Source organism: Streptomyces sp. NPDC055966 (genome assembly GCF_042269865.1).
In the GTDB taxonomy this organism is placed as follows: domain Bacteria; phylum Actinomycetota; class Actinomycetes; order Streptomycetales; family Streptomycetaceae; genus Streptomyces.
This window is the reverse complement of the sequence record NZ_JBHJYK010000012.1, coordinates 122,552-140,662: the sequence shown is the minus strand read 5'-3', so window position 1 is coordinate 140,662 and position 18,111 is coordinate 122,552. Positions and strand designations below refer to the sequence as shown.

General features: G+C 70.3%; 20 protein-coding genes, 1 tRNA gene and 4 pseudogenes. 15 read left to right on the top strand and 10 right to left on the bottom strand.

The genetic code is table 11. The features are described from left to right. The first annotated feature begins 9 nt into the window (after positions 1–9). On the top strand, positions 10–741 hold the full coding sequence (locus ACFC8N_RS25475; RefSeq protein ID WP_356030411.1) for a dienelactone hydrolase family protein: 732 nt from the start codon (positions 10–12) through the stop codon (positions 739–741). A 121-nt stretch (positions 742–862) separates the two neighbouring features. Here the strand turns inward: ACFC8N_RS25475 and ACFC8N_RS25470 are convergent, their stop codons facing one another. Beyond that, complete coding sequence (locus ACFC8N_RS25470; RefSeq protein WP_356030413.1) at positions 863–1,708, bottom strand: SDR family NAD(P)-dependent oxidoreductase; 846 nt, start codon at positions 1,706–1,708, stop codon at positions 863–865. Between the two features lie 130 nt (positions 1,709–1,838). On the opposite strand from ACFC8N_RS25470, the gene ACFC8N_RS25465 reads away from it, so the two are divergent. From ACFC8N_RS25465 to ACFC8N_RS25435, 7 genes are all read left to right on the top strand, one after another. Further along, positions 1,839–2,411 (top strand): TetR/AcrR family transcriptional regulator, encoded by a 573-nt coding sequence (locus ACFC8N_RS25465; protein ID WP_362822094.1) that lies wholly within the window; start codon positions 1,839–1,841, stop codon positions 2,409–2,411. Between the two features lie 197 nt (positions 2,412–2,608). Further along, the gene (locus ACFC8N_RS25460) at positions 2,609–3,853 is read left to right on the top strand and encodes a DUF2993 domain-containing protein (RefSeq protein WP_362822095.1); all 1,245 of its coding nucleotides are present in this window, start codon (positions 2,609–2,611) and stop codon (positions 3,851–3,853) included. A 237-nt stretch (positions 3,854–4,090) separates the two neighbouring features. Next, positions 4,091–5,815: an enoyl-CoA hydratase-related protein gene (locus tag ACFC8N_RS25455; RefSeq protein ID WP_376289996.1), complete on the top strand. Its 1,725-nt coding sequence runs from the start codon at positions 4,091–4,093 to the stop codon at positions 5,813–5,815. Positions 5,816–5,870: 55 nt separating this feature from the next. After that, on the top strand, positions 5,871–6,404 hold the full coding sequence (locus ACFC8N_RS25450; protein WP_356030417.1) for a GNAT family N-acetyltransferase: 534 nt from the start codon (positions 5,871–5,873) through the stop codon (positions 6,402–6,404). A gap of 267 nt (positions 6,405–6,671) precedes the next feature. Next, positions 6,672–6,911, top strand: a complete 240-nt coding sequence (locus ACFC8N_RS25445; protein ID WP_356030418.1) for a hypothetical protein — start codon at positions 6,672–6,674, stop codon at positions 6,909–6,911. Continuing rightward, complete coding sequence (locus tag ACFC8N_RS25440) at positions 6,911–7,288, top strand: toxin Doc (RefSeq protein ID WP_358659995.1); 378 nt, start codon at positions 6,911–6,913, stop codon at positions 7,286–7,288. Before ACFC8N_RS25445 ends, ACFC8N_RS25440 begins: the two co-directional genes overlap by 1 nt. Positions 7,289–7,401: 113 nt before the next feature. Continuing rightward, positions 7,402–7,499: transfer RNA gene (locus tag ACFC8N_RS25435), tRNA-Cys, on the top strand. A gap of 15 nt (positions 7,500–7,514) precedes the next feature. On the opposite strand, the gene ACFC8N_RS25430 is transcribed toward ACFC8N_RS25435, so the two are convergent. From ACFC8N_RS25430 to ACFC8N_RS25405, 6 genes are all read right to left on the bottom strand, one after another. Then, entirely contained in the window at positions 7,515–7,889 is a 375-nt protein-coding gene (locus ACFC8N_RS25430; protein WP_356030420.1) for a PIN domain-containing protein, read from the bottom strand. Then, on the bottom strand, positions 7,886–8,140 hold the full coding sequence (locus ACFC8N_RS25425) for a hypothetical protein (RefSeq protein ID WP_376289992.1): 255 nt from the start codon (positions 8,138–8,140) through the stop codon (positions 7,886–7,888). Before ACFC8N_RS25425 ends, ACFC8N_RS25430 begins: the two co-directional genes overlap by 4 nt. 45 nt (positions 8,141–8,185) lie before the next feature. After that, positions 8,186–9,022 carry a prephenate dehydratase gene (locus tag ACFC8N_RS25420; protein ID WP_356030422.1) on the bottom strand — a complete coding sequence of 279 codons (837 nt, stop codon included), beginning with the start codon at positions 9,020–9,022 and terminating at the stop codon, positions 8,186–8,188. A gap of 152 nt (positions 9,023–9,174) precedes the next feature. Further along, complete coding sequence (locus ACFC8N_RS25415) at positions 9,175–9,564, bottom strand: DUF6009 family protein (RefSeq protein WP_356030423.1); 390 nt, start codon at positions 9,562–9,564, stop codon at positions 9,175–9,177. A 145-nt stretch (positions 9,565–9,709) separates the two neighbouring features. Then, the gene (locus ACFC8N_RS25410) at positions 9,710–11,263 is read right to left on the bottom strand and encodes a phage/plasmid primase, P4 family (protein ID WP_356030424.1); all 1,554 of its coding nucleotides are present in this window, start codon (positions 11,261–11,263) and stop codon (positions 9,710–9,712) included. Further along, positions 11,260–12,435 (bottom strand): bifunctional DNA primase/polymerase, encoded by a 1,176-nt coding sequence (locus tag ACFC8N_RS25405; RefSeq protein ID WP_376289987.1) that lies wholly within the window; start codon positions 12,433–12,435, stop codon positions 11,260–11,262. Before ACFC8N_RS25405 ends, ACFC8N_RS25410 begins: the two co-directional genes overlap by 4 nt. Positions 12,436–13,157: 722 nt before the next feature. Here ACFC8N_RS25405 and ACFC8N_RS25400 point away from each other — a divergent pair. The 3 pseudogenes from ACFC8N_RS25400 to ACFC8N_RS25390 all read left to right on the top strand — a co-directional run. Beyond that, positions 13,158–13,250: pseudogene (locus ACFC8N_RS25400) on the top strand (alpha/beta hydrolase); the annotation flags it as partial. Positions 13,251–13,396: 146 nt separating this feature from the next. Further along, positions 13,397–13,495, top strand: a pseudogene (locus ACFC8N_RS25395) (alpha/beta hydrolase); the annotation flags it as partial. Between the two features lie 178 nt (positions 13,496–13,673). Continuing rightward, positions 13,674–13,790: pseudogene (locus tag ACFC8N_RS25390) on the top strand (transcriptional regulator); the annotation flags it as partial. 134 nt (positions 13,791–13,924) lie between these two features. Here the strand turns inward: ACFC8N_RS25390 and ACFC8N_RS25385 are convergent. Next, positions 13,925–14,152: a hypothetical protein gene (locus ACFC8N_RS25385; RefSeq protein WP_376289985.1), complete on the bottom strand. Its 228-nt coding sequence runs from the start codon at positions 14,150–14,152 to the stop codon at positions 13,925–13,927. Between ACFC8N_RS25385 and ACFC8N_RS25380 the strand changes: the two genes are divergently transcribed. Both ACFC8N_RS25380 and ACFC8N_RS25375 read left to right on the top strand, forming a co-directional pair. After that, positions 14,121–14,327 (top strand): WYL domain-containing protein, encoded by a 207-nt coding sequence (locus tag ACFC8N_RS25380; RefSeq protein WP_376290234.1) that lies wholly within the window; start codon positions 14,121–14,123, stop codon positions 14,325–14,327. The two genes, ACFC8N_RS25385 and ACFC8N_RS25380, sit on opposite strands and share 32 nt — an antisense overlap. Positions 14,328–14,554: 227 nt before the next feature. Beyond that, positions 14,555–14,806 (top strand): hypothetical protein, encoded by a 252-nt coding sequence (locus tag ACFC8N_RS25375; protein WP_376290252.1) that lies wholly within the window; start codon positions 14,555–14,557, stop codon positions 14,804–14,806. Between the two features lie 26 nt (positions 14,807–14,832). Here ACFC8N_RS25375 and ACFC8N_RS25370 read toward each other — a convergent pair whose 3' ends face one another. Next, the gene (locus ACFC8N_RS25370; protein ID WP_376289982.1) at positions 14,833–15,516 is read right to left on the bottom strand and encodes an alpha/beta fold hydrolase; all 684 of its coding nucleotides are present in this window, start codon (positions 15,514–15,516) and stop codon (positions 14,833–14,835) included. Between the two features lie 1,020 nt (positions 15,517–16,536). Here ACFC8N_RS25370 and ACFC8N_RS25365 point away from each other — a divergent pair. Next, on the top strand, positions 16,537–17,061 hold the full coding sequence (locus tag ACFC8N_RS25365) for a MepB family protein (protein ID WP_376289979.1): 525 nt from the start codon (positions 16,537–16,539) through the stop codon (positions 17,059–17,061). Positions 17,062–17,237: 176 nt separating this feature from the next. Here the strand turns inward: ACFC8N_RS25365 and ACFC8N_RS25360 are convergent. After that, a pseudogene (locus ACFC8N_RS25360) lies at positions 17,238–17,474 on the bottom strand (TetR-like C-terminal domain-containing protein); the annotation flags it as partial. A gap of 125 nt (positions 17,475–17,599) precedes the next feature. Between ACFC8N_RS25360 and ACFC8N_RS25355 the strand changes: the two are divergent. After that, positions 17,600–18,046, top strand: coding sequence for an anthrone oxygenase family protein (locus tag ACFC8N_RS25355; RefSeq protein ID WP_376289976.1), 447 nt, complete (start codon positions 17,600–17,602; stop codon positions 18,044–18,046). Positions 18,047–18,111: the final 65 nt, after the last annotated feature.

Here is an 18,111-nt window from a genome sequence, read left to right as displayed (position 1 = left end):
GGGGCAGTGATGACAGGTCAGTGGGAGACACTCGGCGAGACCGGCGGCATCGAGGCGTACGTGCACCGCCCGGCGGGTGAGGTGCGAGGCGCCGTGGTGGTCTGCTCCGAGCTGTACGGAGTCAACGCCTACGTCCGCGAGACCTGCGCGCAGCTGGCGGCGGCCGGCTACGCCGCGCTGGCGCCCGACTACTACTGGCGCAACGCCCGCCGCACCGCGCTCGGTTACTCCGCCGAGGAGCGCGAGGACGGTCTGGTGCTGATGCGCGCGCTGGACCGGGACGAGCTGGTGGCCGACGCTGCTGCGGCGCTGGCGGCGGCGCGCGCCGAGGCCGGGGGGCGCGGCGTGGCGTTCCTCGGCCTGAGCATGGGCGGTCACATCGCGATGCGGGCGGCGACCGAGCTGAGCTTCGAGCTGGCCGCGGTCTTCTACCCCGGCTGGCTGCTGAACAGCGGCTTCCCACTGGTCGGCCCCGTGCCCCCACTGGAGACCAGCGAACGCGTCGCCGCGGGCGGCGCCTTCGTGCTGGGCTTCCGCGGCGAACTGGACCACATCATCCCGGCCGAGGAATGGCAGCAGGCCGAGCAGCGGCTCACCAAGGCCGAGGTGCCGCACGAACTGGTCACCTACCCGGGCGCCCGCCACGGCTTCGCCTGCGCCGACCGCCCCGAGGACTACGACCCGCAGGCCGGCGCCGACGCCTGGCGGAAGGTGTACGCCGCCTTGGCCTCACACCTGTGAACGCGCGCCCTCCCCGCTCGTTCGATGCGCTCGGGGACGCCCGGACGGTGCTGGACGCCGTACCTGGACGGACGTGTGCGCCGCGACCGGGTGTGACCGGTGGTCCCGCGCCCGGGGCGGTTCAGCGGACCCAGGTGCCGGTGAGGTCCTGGACGGCCGAGCCGTCGAGGTCCGCGAGTGTGGTGGCGACGAAGTCGCGGGCCCATGCCGAGGTCTGGATCCGGAAGGCCGGGCGGTCGGCGGTCAGGGCGTCGACGATCGGGGCGGCGGCCTCGGCCGGGGACTGGGCGGAGCCGAAGGACTGCTGGGTGCGGGCGATGTACGCCTCAAGGGCCGGGGCGTAGGGTCCGGCCGCGGCGAGCAGGGCGGGCACGTCCAGGCCGAGGTTGGCGACGAACTCGCTCGCCACGGCGCCCGGTTCGACCACGGTGACGTCGACGCCCACGGTGGCGGCGACGGGGGCGAGGGACTCCATGAAGCCCTCGACGGCGAACTTGGCCGCGCAGTAGGCCTCGTTGAAGGGCTGGCCGAGGACGCCGCCGACGCTCGTGACGGTGATCACGCGGCCCCGGGCGGCGCGCAGGTGCGGCAGGGCGGCGCGCGTGGTGGCCACCACGCCGAAGAAGTTGACCTCCATGGCGGCGCGGACGTCGTCGAGGCCCATCTGTTCGATGGTGCCGACTTGGGCGGCGCCGGCGTTGTTGACGAGTGCGTCGAGGCGGCCGTGCTCGGCGATCACCTCTTCCAGGCAGGCGTCGATGCTCCCGGGGTCGACCACGTCGAGGCGCTTGACCTGGATCAGGTCGGCGACGCCGTTCTCGGCGGCGGCCTTGAGCAGGGCCTGGGCCTTGCCGGTGTCGCGCATGGTCGCGACGGTCGTCCAGCCCGACCGGGCGGCGCCGAGGGCGGCGGCCAGGCCGATGCCGGAGGACGTGCCGGTGATCAGAACCGTCTTCGGGGAGGTCATCAGGGTCTCCTTGCCCGTCGGTGGGACGCGCTGTCGGCGATAACCGGGGAGTTCCCCGGTTAACTGCAACGCTAACCGGGGAACTCCCCGGTTGTCCAGCTAGACTGGCCGCCAGACGAAGGGAGCAGCCTTGACCACCCAGCCGAGCCCGCTGCGCGCCGATGCCCGCCGCAACCGCGAGCGCATCCTCGAAGCGGCCGTGCGCGCCTTCTCCGAGAAGGGCGCGGACGTTCCGATCGACACGATCGCCAAGGCCGCGGGCGTCGGCTCGGCCACGCTCTACCGCCACTTCCCCACGCGCGAGGCACTGGTCGAGGCGGCTTACCGCAACGAGCTGGCCCGGGTCTGCGACAGCGCCGCCGAACTGCTCGCCGACCACCCGCCGGACCGGGCGATGCGCCTGTGGATGGACAGGTTCATCGACTACCTGGCCGCCAAGCAGGGCATGGCGGAAGCCCTGCGGGCCGCGGTCGCCTCCGGCGCGGACCCCTTCGCCGAGAGCCTCGACAAGCTCAGCACCGCGATCGGCACCCTGCTGTACGCCGGCACGGAAGCCGGGCTCCTGCGCTCGGACGTCGAGCCCATCGACGTCGGCCTCAGCCTCAGCGGCGTCGCACTGATCGCCAGCACCCCGGCCCAACGCGACCGGGCCGGCCGCCTCCTCGACCTGCTCCTCGACGGGCTCCGCTACGGAGCGGGCTGACAAGACGTGTGCGCCGGGCACGGGACTGCCGGGCGAGCGCGCGGGCCGCGTCGGGGAACGGTTCGCTCCGGCGTCGGAGAGGTCCGGGTGCGTCAGCAACCGCTCGGCCTGCCCGCCGGCCGTCCAAGTGACCGGATTCGCACCTCAGTTCAGGCGAAGCTTGCCCAATGGGTGGGGCTATGTGATCAAATCTACCGATGCGTACCCCCCACACACCGACGCATCACCCTGCCCAGTCCGACGGACCTCGCACCGAACGGGTTCCGCAGGGCCGTAATCCGTACGACGAACTGGCGGCACTCGCGGACCATCCGCTGGACGGCTTCCTCACCGAGGACCACGTGCCGGCGCCGCGGGACGAAGACTCCGAGGAGCCCTGGGCCCCGCCCAACCACCGGCGCGGCAGCCGCCGCCGCAATCGCGCCACCGGGCTGCCCACCATGGTCAGACTGCTCGCCTGGACACTCACCCTCGCCTGCCTGGTCACCCTCGCCGACCGCTGGGCGTTGCTCTACGCCGAGCACAAGGCCTCCGAGCGGCTCAAGGACGAGCTGCATCTCGCCGCCGCCCCCGAGGTACGGATCGGCGGGTTTCCCTTCCTGACGCAGCTGGCCCGGCAGCGACTGGACTCGGTCCGGGTCACCGTCGCGGACATCCCGGCCCAGCGGGTCACCCTCACCCAGGTCACCGCCACCGCGGAGGACATACGTATCGACGGCGACGGCCCCACCGCGGTGCGCGGTGCGCTCGTTCGGCAGATGCGCGGCCAGGTCCTGCTGTCCTTCGGCGACATGAACCGCGAACTCGGTGCCTCGCAGGTGGCCTTCACCGCCCGTGGCCCCGGGCTCGTCCGGGCGCACGGTGCGCTCCGCATCGCCGGCCGCGAACTGCGCGTACAGGCCGACGCCCGCATCCGGCGCGACGGGGAGCGCGGCATCGCCACGTCCGTGGACGGCATGCAGGTCGGCATCGGCGACCTCGCGACGTACCGGCCGGGCACCGGGCCCGCCGAGGGCCTCCATCTCACCGATGCCTCGGCGCGCCGGCTCACCCGAGAGGCGGAGAAGATCAAGGCCATGCTGTCCGTGCCGGAGATCGTGCACCGCCTGGGCGTCCCCGACGGCGCGGTGCGCGCCGCGCTGCACGACGAGGACAAGCTGCATCAACTCACCGGCGCGCCGCGCTTCCTGCACGATCTGACGCGCGTGAACCTCGTGGACACGGCGCTCGCCCACCCCGCGCTCCTGCAGCGGCTCGGCCTCGACCTGTCCCTGCTGACCGCACTGACCAAGCTCACCCGCCCCGAGATCGCCGACCGCTTCTCCTTCGCCTTCCGGCTCCCGGAACCGCCCTCGGGTGCCCTGCGCCTGCGCGATGTGACGGTGGACAAGGACGGAATCCGGGCCGACGTGTCGGGGACGGGTCTGCTGCTGGGCCGGTGAGCCCGCCCCCTGTTCCCGGACACGGGTCGCGGCGGCCCTGCCGGGGCCGCACACGTCCCCGCCGGTGGGCGGCGGCGGGGATCCGCGCACAGGTACGCACGAGATGGGCGCCTCGCACCACCTGGCCGTGAAGTCCGCGAAGGCCGTGCAGACCGCGGAGCGGCTCCCCGCCCCCGGCGGACGAAACGCCGCCGTGGTTCTTCACGGCGCACCCGAGAAGCGCGAACATGCTGCACCATGGAAATTCTGCTCGTGGTGAGCGCGTTCAACAGCCTCTCCCAGCGGGTGTACGCGGAACTCTCGGACCAGGGCCACCGGGTGGACATCGTCCTCGCCACGCACGGCGACGATCCGGTCCGCGCCGCCGTACGCGAACGGCGTCCGGAGCTGATCGTCGCCCCGATGCTGAGGACGGCCCTGCCCGAGGACGTGTGGCGGGAGCACACCTGCCTGGTCGTGCATCCCGGGCCGCCCGGCGACCGTGGTCCCTCCTCGCTCGACTGGGCGATCGCCGAGGGAGCCCCGCGGTGGGGTGTCACGGTGCTCCAGGCCGAGGCGGCCATGGACGCCGGGGACATCTGGGCGGCGGAGCCGTTCACCGTGGCGCCCGTCGGCAAGAGCGACCTGTACCGGAACGAGGTCTCCGACGCCGCCGTGTCCGCCGTCCTGCTGGCCGTGCGCCGCTACGCCGCCGGCGGATACGGGCCCCGCCCGCAGACCGACGGCTCCGACACCCCCCTGCACATCGTCCGGCGCGGCTTCTTCCGGCAGGAGCGGCGCCGCATCGACTGGTCGGGCGACAGCACCGAGGCCGTGCTCCGCAAGCTGCGCGGCGCCGACTCGCAGCCGGGCGTCCTGGACGAACTCCTGGGCCGCGAGGTGTTCCTGCACGGCGGTCACCCCGAGGACCGGCTGCGCGGCCGCCCCGGCGAGCTCCTCGCGACCCGGGCGGGCGCCGTCTGCCGCGCCACCCGCGACGGTGCCGTCTGGATCCCGGAGCTGCGCCCGCGCAAGGGCTCCGGCGACCCGGCACCCTTCCGGCGCCCCGCCGCCTCCGTCCTCGCCTCGTTCGCCGGGCCGCACGAGCTCGACCTCGCGGAGGACGCCGTCCCGTTCGAACTGCCCGCGCACCGCCGCACCTGGACCGACATCCGATACCGGCAGCGCGGCGAAGTCGGCTTCCTGAGCTTCTCCTTCCCGGGCGGTGCGATGAGCACCGACCAGTGCCGCAGGCTCCTCACCGCATACGAGCACGCGCTGGCCCGCCCCACCTCCGTGCTGGTGCTCGGCTCCGACCGCGACTTCTTCTCCAACGGCATACACCTGAACGTCATCGAGGCGGCCGCCGACCCCGCCGAGGAGTCCTGGCGGAACATCAACGCCATGGACGACCTCGTCGAGGCGGTGCTGCGCACCACCGACCGGCTGGTGGTCGCCGCGCTCGCCGGCAACGCCGCCGCCGGCGGCGCCATGCTCGCGCTCGCCGCCGACCAGGTGTGGTGCCGTACCGGCGCCGTGCTCAATCCGCACTACCGGCGGATGGGCCTGTACGGCTCCGAGTTCTGGACGTACACGCTCCCGCGCCGCGTCGGAGCCGACACGGCCGGCCGGCTCATGCGGGAGGCCCTGCCCCTGAGCGCCGCGTCGGCCGCACGACTCGCCCTGGCGGACCGGCTCCTGACCACCGCGCCGGGCGGGTTCGCGACCGAGGTCGAGCGGCTGGCCACCGCTCTCGCCGCCGCACCGGACCTACGGCACCGCATCGCCGCCAAGACCGCGGCACGCCGCACGGACGAGGAGGTACGGCCGCTCGCGGCCTACCGGCGTGACGAACTCGCCCGCGTGCACGCCGCCTTCTTCGACCCCGAGGCCCCGTACCACGCCCTGCGCTCGGCCTTCGTACGCAAAGAGCCCACCGCTTCCGCCCGCCCCCTGGCAACGCCGGCGGGCGCCGTCCGGTGAACGGATCACCGAACCGAATTACCGACGCGGCCGTCGCCTTCGGCAAGATGGGCGCATGACCGAGATCCGCACCCCCCGTCTCCTCCTCCGCAGCTGGCACGACGACGACCTCGTGCCGATGGCGGACATCAACGCGGACCCCCGGGTCATGCACTGGATCGACGACGGCTCGGTGCGCGACCTGGACGACACGGCCGAGGACATCGAGCGGTGGGAGGAGGAGTGGGACGAGGAGGGCTTCGGACTCTTCGCCGTCGAACTGCTGGCCTCCGGCGAGCTGATCGGCTTCACGGGACTGTCCGTGCCCGAGTTCCTGCCGGAGGTGATGCCCGCCGTGGCGATCAGCTGGCGGCTCGGCTCACAGTTCTGGGGCCAGGGATACGCGTCCGAAGCCGCCCACGCCACGCTGGAGTTCGCTCTCCAGGACCGCGGCCTGGACCGCGTCATCAGCATCAACCGGGTGGGTGACAACGCCTCCGAGAACGTCATCCGCAAGCTCGGCATGGTGCCCGAGCGGGAGACGGCGCACCCGGTGTACGGCTACCCGCTGCGGGTTCACGCCATCGATCTCACCGAGTTCCAGGCATGAACCCGCCCTCCCGCCAAGGCCGGTGAGGTTCACGTCGGTACAGACGCGAGCGGGAGGCGGGCGTGTGTGGCCTCGGGCCCCGAGGCTGTTGACGATCGTGGACGTCCGGAACCGGCGCCGCTGGCGGGCAGCCGGACGGAGAGCTGGGCCGGTCCGGTCCCGAACAGGGCGTGCCGGACAGCAGCGCGCCGAGCAGGGCAGCCGCCAGGCCGCTGGGGATCATGAGGCTGGCTGGCAGGCTTGGTACCAACTAGGTACCATCAGAGAATGCCATCACTGAACGTGTCCTTCTCCGACGAGGAACTGGAAGGCGTCCGCGCCGCCGCCACCGCGGAGGGCAAGAGCCTGAAGCAGTACCTGCACGATCTCGGCGTACGCGAGATGCATCGCAAGCGATTCGTCGCCGGTGCCGCCACCTGGGCCGACAGGCTGCGCGGCGAGTTCGACGAGGCGTTCCCCGACGAGGTTCCGCCCTCCCGGCGTGGCGGCGGAGCTGCGGCTGCCTGATGGTTCTGTACATCGATGTCTCCTGGCTGCTCGACGTCCAGGAGACGGCCCTCGGGCACGAGGACGTGACGGTGACCGACTACTCGGCGCTGGTGGCGACCGTCGCGCGGCACAAGACCAAGATGCCGACGCTTGAGACGTCCGATCCGGACACCGCCTGGCGGGCGGCCGCGCTTTTGCACACGATCGTGCGCCTTGAACCGCTTCCACACCGTAATAGCCTCTTTGCGGCTTTCGTGGCCGCTCAGTACATGGACCAGTCCGGCGAGGGCATCGACCCGCCCTACGGCGCCCTGTCCGATCTGGTCCGCAAGATCCGGGACACCCGCCTGAGTGTCTACGCCGTCGCCGACACCTTGCGCTCCTGGAAGATCTGAGGCCCGCGTTCACCCGCACCGCCGATCAGCGCCACGTCAGCGCCGCGTCAGCCGGGCCTGGCATCGTCGTACTCGTGAACGGCACCGCGGAACAGCGCGGGGGCCGGGAGCGAGGAGAGGTGCCCGGAGCGGCTCATCGGGGACCGGGGCAGCAGCCCGAGGTCGGACCCACACCAGGTCCACGCAGGTTCAAATCCTGCCCTCTCCGCCACACACCGCGGTGGGTTCACAGGGGGTTCAGCGGGGTGATGCCCGTGCCCTTGTACAGATCGGGGTGCAGGGACAGGACCGTGACCGGGGCACCGGCCTTGACCGCGTGCCAGGCGATGGCGGCCGCGTGGGCCACCGGCCAGTCCGCGTTCTTCCAGTCCATCGCCTCCGCCGCGTGTGCCGCGGTGAACGGGGTGTGCTCCGCGAAACGCAGGGATGCAGCGTGTCTGCCCGCGCCCCGGACCTGGCGTTCGGCGGCCAGGACGGACAGCGACGGGACGATGACGCGGCCGGTGCCGCGTGAGGCCTCGATGTAGAGGCCGGTGAAGAAGGGATCCGCGCGGTACAGGGCGGCGAGTGCGGTGTGGTCCAGGACGGCCGTCAGGCTCACGCGGCGGCGCCGCCCTGATGGGCGCGGATCGTCGCCCAGGCGTCCTGGCCGGTCCGCTGGACCTGCTCGGTGTACTCGATGCCGAGCTCACGGGCGGCCTCGACGGCCCGCTGCTCCCGTTCGGCCACCGTGAGCTCCCGGGTGGCCAGTTCTTCCAGCAGCTCGGTGATCGTGGTGCCGCGTTCGGCAGCGAGGATGCGCAGGCGGTCGCGGACTTCCTCGCTGGTCTTGATGCTCGTCGGCTTGCTCACGGCACCGATTCTACCGCCGGTAGAACCTGAGGGGCGGGGCCGGGCTCAGTTCTTCAGCCGGTGCGGATGCGCCGGGTACACACCGAGGATTCGCACCTCGGAGGAGAAGAAGCGCAGTTCGTGCAGGGCGAGGGCGACCCGTTCCTCGTCCGGGTGTCCCTCGATCTCGGCGTAGAAGCGGCTGGCGCCCAGCCCCGCGCCCATCTGGTAGCTCTCGATCTTGGTGAGGTTCACGCCGCCGCTCGCGAAACCTCCGAGCGCCTTGTACAGAGCGCTGGGGATGTTGCGCACACAGAAGAACAGGCTCGTCATCGTCGGCTCCCCCGGGTACGGAGCCGGCGAGGCGTCCCGGGACAGGACGACGAACCGCGTGGTGTTGTCCGGGTCGTCCTCGACGCCGGAGCGCAGCACGTCCAAACCGTGGAGCGCGGCCGCGGCGGGCGGGGCGAGCGCCGCGTGCCGCGGATCGCCCAGCTCTGCCACCTCGCGCGCCGCTCCGGCCGTGTCGTCGCTGACGAGGGTGCGCCAGCCGCCCTCCCGCAGCACCTTGCGGCACTGTCCGAGCGCGTGCACGTGGCTGCGTACGCACTCGACGTCGGCCGCCGTCGCGCCGGGCACCCCCATCAGGTCGAAGCGGATGGCGAGGAAGTACTCGGCGACGATGAACAGGCCCGACTCCGGCAGCAGATGGTGCACGTCGGCGACGCGGCCCGCCGCGGAGTTGTCCACCGGGATCACGGCGACGTCGGCCGCGCCCAGCGTCACGGCGTCCAGGGCCTGCTCGAAGCCGGTGCAGGGCAGTTCGCCGCTCTCGGGGTACAGTGCGCGCGCGGCGGTGGCCGAGTTGGATCCGGGTTCACCCTGATATGCGACGGTCGTCACCGTGTTCAGCCTTCCTGAGGGACGTCCTGGTGGGCGGCAGGAGCTCCGTCCCGTACCGCGCCTGATGCAGTATCGGTGTACGGGCGCTGATCAGTCGCACCAGGTGGGTCCGGGCACTGTCTCAGGGAGTGGTCGTCTCGGTGAGCTCGGCGTCAGGGCGCGGATGTCGCTATGACCACGGAGCCGGAGCCGCACTGGGATCTCGGGGTCTTCGCGCCCGGCTTCTTCGGGGCGATGGTGCGCGGGTCGACCGCCTCCCCCGGGGCTCCCTCGCGGTACAGGCCCTCGGGCAGGCTGTCACGGTCATGGGGCAGCAGGAAGAACACCCGGCGCTTGTACAGGCCGCTGTCGGGGTCCGGGGAGGCGCCCTCGTCCAGCAGCGCGTACCCCACCATGCGCCCGTCGCGTGCGTACGGCGGCTTGGTGTTGCGTCGCCTGGTCTTGTCGAGCGCCTGACGGACGTAGTCGAGCCGTTCGAGGTTCTCCAGCCACACCACCTCGGCCTCGTGGATGAGGTCGCTCTCGGTCAACAGCGAACTCATGGCTGCAGCCTCTCCTTCAATGGGCGTACTCCCCCGGCCATCGGACATGGCCGGGCGTCTGTACCCGGGGCCCGTCCACCATCGTAAAGCGCACGACGACCACGGTGTAGGGCGTGTGGGGGCGAGAGCCGACGCAAGTCGGCCCTCATGGGTGCTCCAGCAGGGCGATGCCCGGATAGTACTTCCGGCCGTTCGACTTGATCATGTCGGTCGGTGAGGCCACGCCCACCTCCTGGCGGACACGGTTGGCGAAGGCACGGGGCGTGGCGGGCCGGATGCCCTCCCCGGCGTTGCACCACGAGCTGTACTCCGAGTACAGCAGCCCCTGTTCCACCCTCAGGTCCTTGCCGCAATCGCCGTCGCGCGTGCAGCACTCGGCCAGGAAACGGCCGATGTGGTCCTCGGTGGTGGCATAGGCCGTCGTGGCGAAACGGACCCGGTCGGGGCCCTCCAGCGGGTCCCTGGTGAGCAGATAGCGCTGCGCGCCCCGGATGAGCCACTGCAGGATCCCCGGGCCCTCGTCGCGGACGAGTTCGAAGGCGAGGTTGTCGATCCTGCGGTGCGCCGGGACGGTCCGGGTGAAGGGCAGCAGGCGGATGCGCCGCCAGAACGCGAAGCCGCCCGTGGAGACTTCGGGACGGTGGTTGCCCAGCAGCCACAGGTGGTGGGTCGGGGTGAACGAGAAGTAGTCCTGCCGCATGCGGCGCGCCTTGATCTTGTCACCGCCCGTCAGGAGCCGGACACGCGCTTCGTCGAACTTGTCGTTCGGCTTCAGCTCGCTGCACACGACCAGGCGGCGGCCGTGCAGTTCGGTCAGTTCGGTGGAGTGCTCGGAAAACGCGCCACGGTCCATCAGAAAGCCCGGCGGGGCCGCGTCCGCGTAGTCGCCGAGGATCTGGATCATGATGTCGAGCAGCACGGACTTGCCGTTCTTGCCCTCACCGTGCAGGAAGGGAAGAACCTGCGCTCCCACGTCACCGGTGATGGAGTACCCGAGCAGCAGATGCAGGAAGTCGATCATCTCCCGGCCCTCGTCGTCGTCACCGAAGGTGTCGGCGAGGAACCGGTGCCAGCGAGGGGTCTCCATCTCCTGGGGGGCGACGCTGGTGGCACGGGAGTGGAAGTCACGTGTGGGGTCGGCCTTGCGCAGGCGCCCGCTGTGCAGGTCGACCACCCCGACGGGCGTGCACAGGGCGTAGGGGTCCCCGTCCAGCTGGTCGGGGTCGACGGAGATGTCCGGTGAGGCCTTCGCCTGGGTCAGCAGGGCCTTCAGACCCGTGGTGGACAGCGTACGGCGCTTGTGCTGGGCGAGTTCCCGGTCGCTGAAGACCCCGCGCGGGTCGGTGCCGGGCATGTCCTCGGCCATCTCCCCCGCGGCCCACAGCGCGGCCTTCTCCCCTCCCCCGCGCTTCCACCGGTATCCGTCCCAGGCGAACCAGCCCAGGCCCTCCACATGGCGGAACTGGTCGCAGTGCTGCTGCACGAAGAGGCGGGCGTTCCCGCGGTCCGAGAGGGACGGGGGCATCAGCGGTGCAGGGTCGGCACCCCCGTGCCCCGGGGACGGCACGGAGACGTTCACGTATCCCTGTGCGGGCAGCCGGGCGTGACCGGCGACCGGATCCGCCGCCTGCAGGTCGAGCATCTGCTGAGCGGCGGCCTGCGGGTCGAAACGCGGCGAGCCATCGGCGCTGCTGCTCATGGACGTCCTTTGAGGTGGAGAGGGCGGACGGACCCTACGGCAAGGGCGTCGTCGACGATCTTTTCATTGCGGGACTGCTGCCAGGGGCGGGCGTACTGGGCGACACGGAGGAGCCGGTCACGAATGGCGGCGTGCTCCAGATGGCCCGCCCCGACCAGTCCGCCGGCCGTGTAGGCCGCGCGGTTCAGCTTCTCCGTGAACCCGGTCCCCTGCGGGGCAGTGGCGCACTCCGCGACCAGGGCGATCAGCGGATCGATGAGCTGCTGGGCCCCGGCCACGCTCCCCCGCCGCCCGGCCGGGGCCGGAGCCCGGAGCGGCGCGGACACGACGGCAGGAGCAGGGGCGGGAACAGACGTCGTACGGGCCTCGATCACATGTCCCGTACGACGCAGTTCACGCCGGAGCCACTCGGGCAGTACGGCCGGGCGGCGGGCCGTCCCCACCGCGCGGTAGACGCCCTGCGGCGTCCTCGTCCCCGGAGCGACGATGTAACCGCCGTCGGCTCGCACGTCCACCTGCCAGGCGAGCGCGGTGTGCCGGGCGGAACCGGTCGAACACCTGTAACGGACGGAGCTGTCGGGGTTGCGGTACCAGACGTGCAGCCCGCCCGAAGGGGTGCGCACCCGCAGCGTGTCCGCGTCCTCGGCGGGCGAGTTCTCCCCCCGGTACGCCGCCAGCAGGGCCAACGTGTCGAAGCCGGAGGCCAGTCCGTCGAGTCGTACCTGTTCGGGAATGGGGATACCCGGGAGCAGATGTCCCCGGTCGGGGACCGGTGCCTGGTGCGCGTCGACGTCGATGACGACGAGACCTGCGGGACCGCAGGCCACACCCACCCCCGCTGCGGGCGTGGCGGCCCACCAGCGCTCGACGAGGCCGGGGTCGGCGGTGGCGGCGTGGAAGCCGTGACAAGGGCGTCCTGCGGGCAGACAGGGGCACGACGCCGGTTCGTGCCTGCTGGCCGTGCAGGCAGGGCAGTTCCTGACAGGGGTCTTCCGCCCCGGGGCCAGAGGATGGACCGGCCAGCCCTGGGCTGCACACCACCGCGCGACAGCGTGCGAGGACCCGGGCACGACTGGCGCCGCACTGTCGCGGCCCTCACCTTCGCGCGGCACGGGAATCGTCCTCGTCACTCTGTCTGCCTGATCATTTCGCGCATCTGGCACTTCGCACATCTGGCGTGGGGTCTTCGCCCCGCCAGGGACCGAAGGGACTCTGATGCGCAAAAAGTGTACGGCCCACCCTACTGAAAAAGGGGCTGAAGGGACTGAAGAGCACAGTCAATTTGGACCTGTTGAGGGCGGAGCGGAGCTGTCCGGCGCGCGGCCGCCGGGCGGTCCTCGGCCGGGCTCGGCCTGACCCCGGAGCGAGGAGGGACCGAAGGGGCCAGGGACCAAAGCGCAGGGTCTGTGGAGTTGGTCAGCCCCTGGCCGGATGAACAACATCACCGCAGGTCAGAGCCCTGAACCCCTACGAATCAGGGACTGTAGGGACTGAACTCGGCAATTATGAGCTGTACTTGTATATGTGTGTTTGTATGCGCGCGCGCATCTGAACACATCTCTTCTCTACGTCATAATTGCGCTTTTCAGTCCCTACAGTCCCTCTCGCAGCTCGCAACATGCCTCTGACCTGCGTAAATACCAGGGACTGAGGGTCAGGGACCGAAAGAGCCGCAGTCCCTTCAGTCCCCCGGTACAGGCCCTGTGGGCCCTTTGGTCCCTGGTAACGAGCAGTTCGAGGCCGCTGCCGCGAAACGTCCACCCCGTGGGCCAGCGCCGGATGCAGCCGTGCCGGCGCTCCTGCGACGCAACCGGCTCGGTGGCGACCCACCACCGGTACGACTCCCCCAGGGCCAGGACCGCGTCGTCGCGGGCGGCTGAGAGTCCGGACGTTCGTGCCGGACCACATCGACGGTGTGTACCTGCATATCCACGGCGGTGGTTGGACGTTCGGCTCTGCGGACGGGCAGGACGAGAGGCTGTGGCGGCTGGCCGTGGTGAGTGTGGAGTACCGCCTGGCGCCGGAGCACCCGTTCCCCGCCGGACCCGGCCGCGGCCGAGTTCCACACTCAACGGCTCCTGATCTTCCCGCCGGGGATGGCGGCGGAAACGGCACCGCGACCCGAAGGTCTCACTGCTGTTCGCCAATCTGGTCGGCCTGCCTCCTGCCCGGATCGTCGTCGGTACCGAGGATCCGCTGCCGGACGACTCGCTCTTTCTGGCGGCGCGTTGGCAGGCGGCAGGGGTGCCGGTGCAACTCGGCGTCGTCGCCGGCGCGATGCACGGCTTCACCCTGTTCCCACTGGCCGTCACCGAGCGGGAACTGCGGCGGGAGCGGGACTTCCTGGCCACCGCGTGACGATCACGTCGTAATGGCGGCCTCATGAAAACGCACTGCCCGACTCCATGCACTGGTGGGAGAGTTGCGCGCGGCAGCGCCGCGGCTGTTGACGGTCGCGGCGCTCGCCGCACGGTTCGAGACCAGCACGCGCACGGTGCAGCGTGCCCTTCAGGCACTGATGGAGGCCGGTGTCCCGGTGCCCCTCTGGGCGAAACGGGGGTTGGTCGATCGACCCGGAGAAGACTCTCCCCCGATCCGTTTCACCGCCGCCGAAGCCTCGGCATTGGTCACCGCGCTCGCCCTGGCCGATGCCTCGGCCCCCTACGCCAGTGCGGCCCGCACCGCATCCCAGAAGATCGCGGCCTCCATGGCCGGTCCCGCCTCCGCAGCGGCCCAGGAGCTCGCCGCCCGGATCGTCGCGCTGCCGGGCAGGCCCTCGCCACCAGCATGGTGCTGCAGCTGTCCTACGCCGACGCGGCAGGGCAGGAGAGCGACCGCGTAGTGGAACCGGCCGGGACTGCTCACCGCCGCCGGCAGGTGGTATCTCATCGCCTGGTGCCACACACGGCGGGCCGGCCGAGGCTTCCGACTGGACCGAATCACGGCCGCGGCTCCTACCGGCGAGCAGGCCCCGCCCCATGACCTGGCCGACCTGCCGCTCGGCTCGGCCGCCGCCGCTGCGACGCAGCCCGCTGCGCTGGCTTCACTCATGCCCTGGTCATGAGGACCCGAAGGCACGGTCATCGATCGGGCTTCCATCTATTACGCCGTAATAGATGGAAGCCCGATCGATGACCGTGGCCCCGCTCCCCCAAGTCACGTCTCCCGCCCACGTCCGTTCCTGTGCTACCCGGACGCCGACGCCGGCCCTCGACCTATTACGGCGTAATAGGTCGAGGGAGGTCACGTCCGATCCCGACCACTGGAGGCGCGGTGGCTGAGCCTGTCCGTGTGCGCAGACTGACCGACCAGGAGGGGCAGATGCTGCAGCAGATCGTGCGCCGGGGCAGCACCTATTCGGTGCGATATCGACGCGCGAACGTGTCCGCCCACAAGGGCGCCGACATCCGCCGCCGGGCGACGAAGAACAAGGTCGAGTTGTGCTTCACCATCGCCACCTCCAACCACCCGAACCACACCGTGCAGACCCGGAACCTGCACGCCTGCCTGCGCTGGGGCGGGCGATCACTCAAAGCAGCGTGACGAAGTGGTACTGGATCACGACACCCTCACTGTGTCTGCCGGCATTCCGGGTCAAGGAATCCCCGAGCGATGGCATTGAAGGCATGCGGCGCCGTCACGGGCAAGAGATGCCCCGCGTGCGGAACCACGGACAGGAGGGCTCCCGGGATTGCCACCGCGGTCCGTCGGGCATCCGGCAGACTGGCGCGATCCCGCTTTCCGCACAGCACAAGCGTGGGAACGGCGATCCGCGGAAGTACGCAGGAGAGGTCACTCGTCTGCAGAGCATCCAGCACGTCGATCCACCCATCGCGATCGGGCAGGTCGGAGACCGCGCGGACCAGCCAGCCGGGGCGATGCCGTTCGATCCGAAGCCGCCGCTGTGACATCGTGCCCGGTGCGATCTCAGGCCCCCCGGACAGAATCAACCGGGCAACGAGGTCCGGGTTCTCAACTGCGACCCGCGCGGCCACGATCGCCCCAAGAGAGTGGCCGCACAGGTGAACCGACCGTAGCTGTCGGGCAATCTCGGTGACGGATTCGACCGCCGCCGTCAAGCTGAACGGGCCCGGCGAGCCGCCGAACCCCGGCAGATCAGGTGCAACGACGTGAAAGCCATCAGACAACGCTCCCAGCTGACGTCGCCACATCCGACCGCCTTGCCCGGCACCGTGCACCAAGACCAGCGCCGACCGATCGACCTCGCCAGCCTCCAGAACATGCGTCCTCATGATCACAAGATCGCAGCCCCACAGGCGCCAGACCAGCCCCAACCGCAGCCCGGTGAACCAATCCGGTCAGAGCACTGGCCGGTCACAACGCGGATCGGCATCACGCCCTCCGCCGTGGAGTGCATGCCCTCCGATGGCGAACTGTTCGGAGCGCTGCTGTACGCGGAGAAGAACGTCCAGGCGCTTCGAAGGCAGTCCCCCGACGTTCAGCGGGCCGCGGCGCTGAAGCGCGTGCGGTTGTGGGGGAGTACCTGCGTGAGCAGACCAAGGTCCATCAGATGCCGACGGTGGATTCGTTGATGCGCCTGGAAGTTCCACGCGCTGCCTGCCTATTACGCCGTAATAGGTCTCGCCAGGTCTCGTACACGGCGGCACGCACCTCACGGATGCTGAAGCTGCACGGCCGGTCGGCGCAGCAGCCCGCCCGGCGGGCGATCGAGCCTGACGATGCGGCGGTCGAGGTAGGAACCGAAGCCGCAAGGGCGAGTCGACGGGCTTCGGCGACCGGCGCCGCGCGCCTTTGGCAGGGCAGTGCCGTCGAGGGAACCCGCCCTCCGGCTATTACGCCGTAATAGGTCTGACGCCTTCGATGAGAGGGGCGGGCGGTGGGGGAGTGGGGGCGTGGGGGAGTGGCCCGGCTGCTGGTGAACCTCGCTGAGCTATTACGCCGTAATAGGTCAGCGGGACTCACCCTTTGGGGCCGAGTCCGGTACGAGACCCGATACGCATGATCCACTTCCGACACACGACCTCATCGTCTGCAACCAGAAGGGCAGTGTCGGGCCGGCGCGGGCCTCACCCCTTCGTCGGGCGGACCCGGCTGCGTGAACCGGGCATATCAAGTCGCGCACGCGTCATGCTCGAACAGTTCGATTCTTCGCTCAGAACGATTCTCCGGGAAACGGCTTCGACGGCGGCGGAGTGATTTTCGCGCCTGAGCGCTTACCAGGCAGAGGTGCTGATGCCGAGCGACCGCGATCACTCGGCCGTGTGTGACGGGCGTGATGGCAGGATGTGAGGATGACGGCGGATCAGCCCTGGGCAGGGCTCCACGGTGACCTGCTCGCAGCGAAGACATTGGTGTACGACCCGAGTGGCTTCGCTTGCTCACGGCCGATCCCCGAACCGGAGAGTGCCGAATACGCGGCTCACGGGTTCACGATCGACGGGTTGTCGGTCAGGTTCCGCGTGGCCAAGACCACCCCGACGAAGGTCGGCCAGTTCGTCACCGTGTGGCAGCGGTCCGCAGAAGGCCCGATCCGGCCCTTCGACGCCGAGGACGGGGTTGACCTCTTCGTCGTCAGTAGCCGTGACAGCGGCTGCTTCGGACAGTTCGTGTTCCCGCGAGAGGTGTTGTGCGAGCGCGGCATCGTGTCCAGGAACGGTTCCGGCGGGAAGCGAGGGTTCCGCGTCTACCCGCCATGGGTGACCACGACCAATCGTCAGGCACGCAGCACTCAGGCGTGGCAGGTGAACTACTTCCTGTATCTCGGGGAGGACCGGGCTGTCGAGGTGGAGCGCGGCAAAGCCCTCTACCACCCGTAGGCACGACCCACGTCCAACCGGTTCTACGCGTCGGCAGAAGAGCGGTGCGGGCGCGTGCGGAACTCACGGATGACGAGCGGGAGTTGATCGAGCAGTTGCCATGGTTGTGACGCGGGCGTCTTCGAGGCCTTGGCGGACAGGATGATCGTGGAGGCGCCCGCCGGGACGGTGTGCCAGACCATGGCGAGCCGGTCCACCAGCAACTCCACCCCCGGCTCGGCGTCCTCGGGCAGCAGGCGGCCCGCGCGGGTCAGGGTGGCCAGCCCGTGCAGCGACGCCCAGAACTCCTCGGTGAACAACCCCGGGGTGTCCTCACGCGCGTACGCCAGGCCGCCGTCGAGCTGGAACTTGGCGTCGTAGTCCGCCGGGTGGCGACCGCGTCCCAGCCCTGCTGCTCGGCGAGTTCGCGGGCCGCCGCCACGATGAGGCGCTCGACTGTACCGACATGATTTGACCCTAGCATCGCTAGACAATCGAGCGGCAGTAGTACTAGCGTTGCCTCATCAGCTAGCAGTGATAGATCCGAGGAGGGGTCGTCATGCTCAACGCACTTGAGGTGTTCACCACCGTGGTCGTCGGCCTGATGGTGGGGGTGGAGTTCTCCGTCGCCTTCGTCATGAACCGGATCTTCAACGCCCTCCCCGAGGACAGTGACCAACTCGCCCGCGCCCACGGGGGCCGGATGCTCGGCGCCCTGATGCCGTTCTGGTACATCGGCTCGCTCGTCCTCAGCGCGGTCTGGGCCGTCGCCGGATGGCACCACCATGGCACCGGACTCGTCGTCACCGCCGCCGGCCTGCTGATCCTCAGCGTGGTCATGTCGCTGCTGCTGCTCGTCCCGATCAACAACCGGGGCAAGACGTGGACCCCCGAGAACCGGCCCGAGGACTGGAAGGAGCAGATGAACCGCTGGGACCGCTACCACTACGTCCGCGTCGCCGTCATCATCGCCGCCTTCACCCTGCTGGTCGCCGCCCTCGCCTGAGCCCGCGGGCCGACACCGCGCCGGTGGCGGACACGGGCACCAGCGAGGCCCTTGAGCGTCCGTCA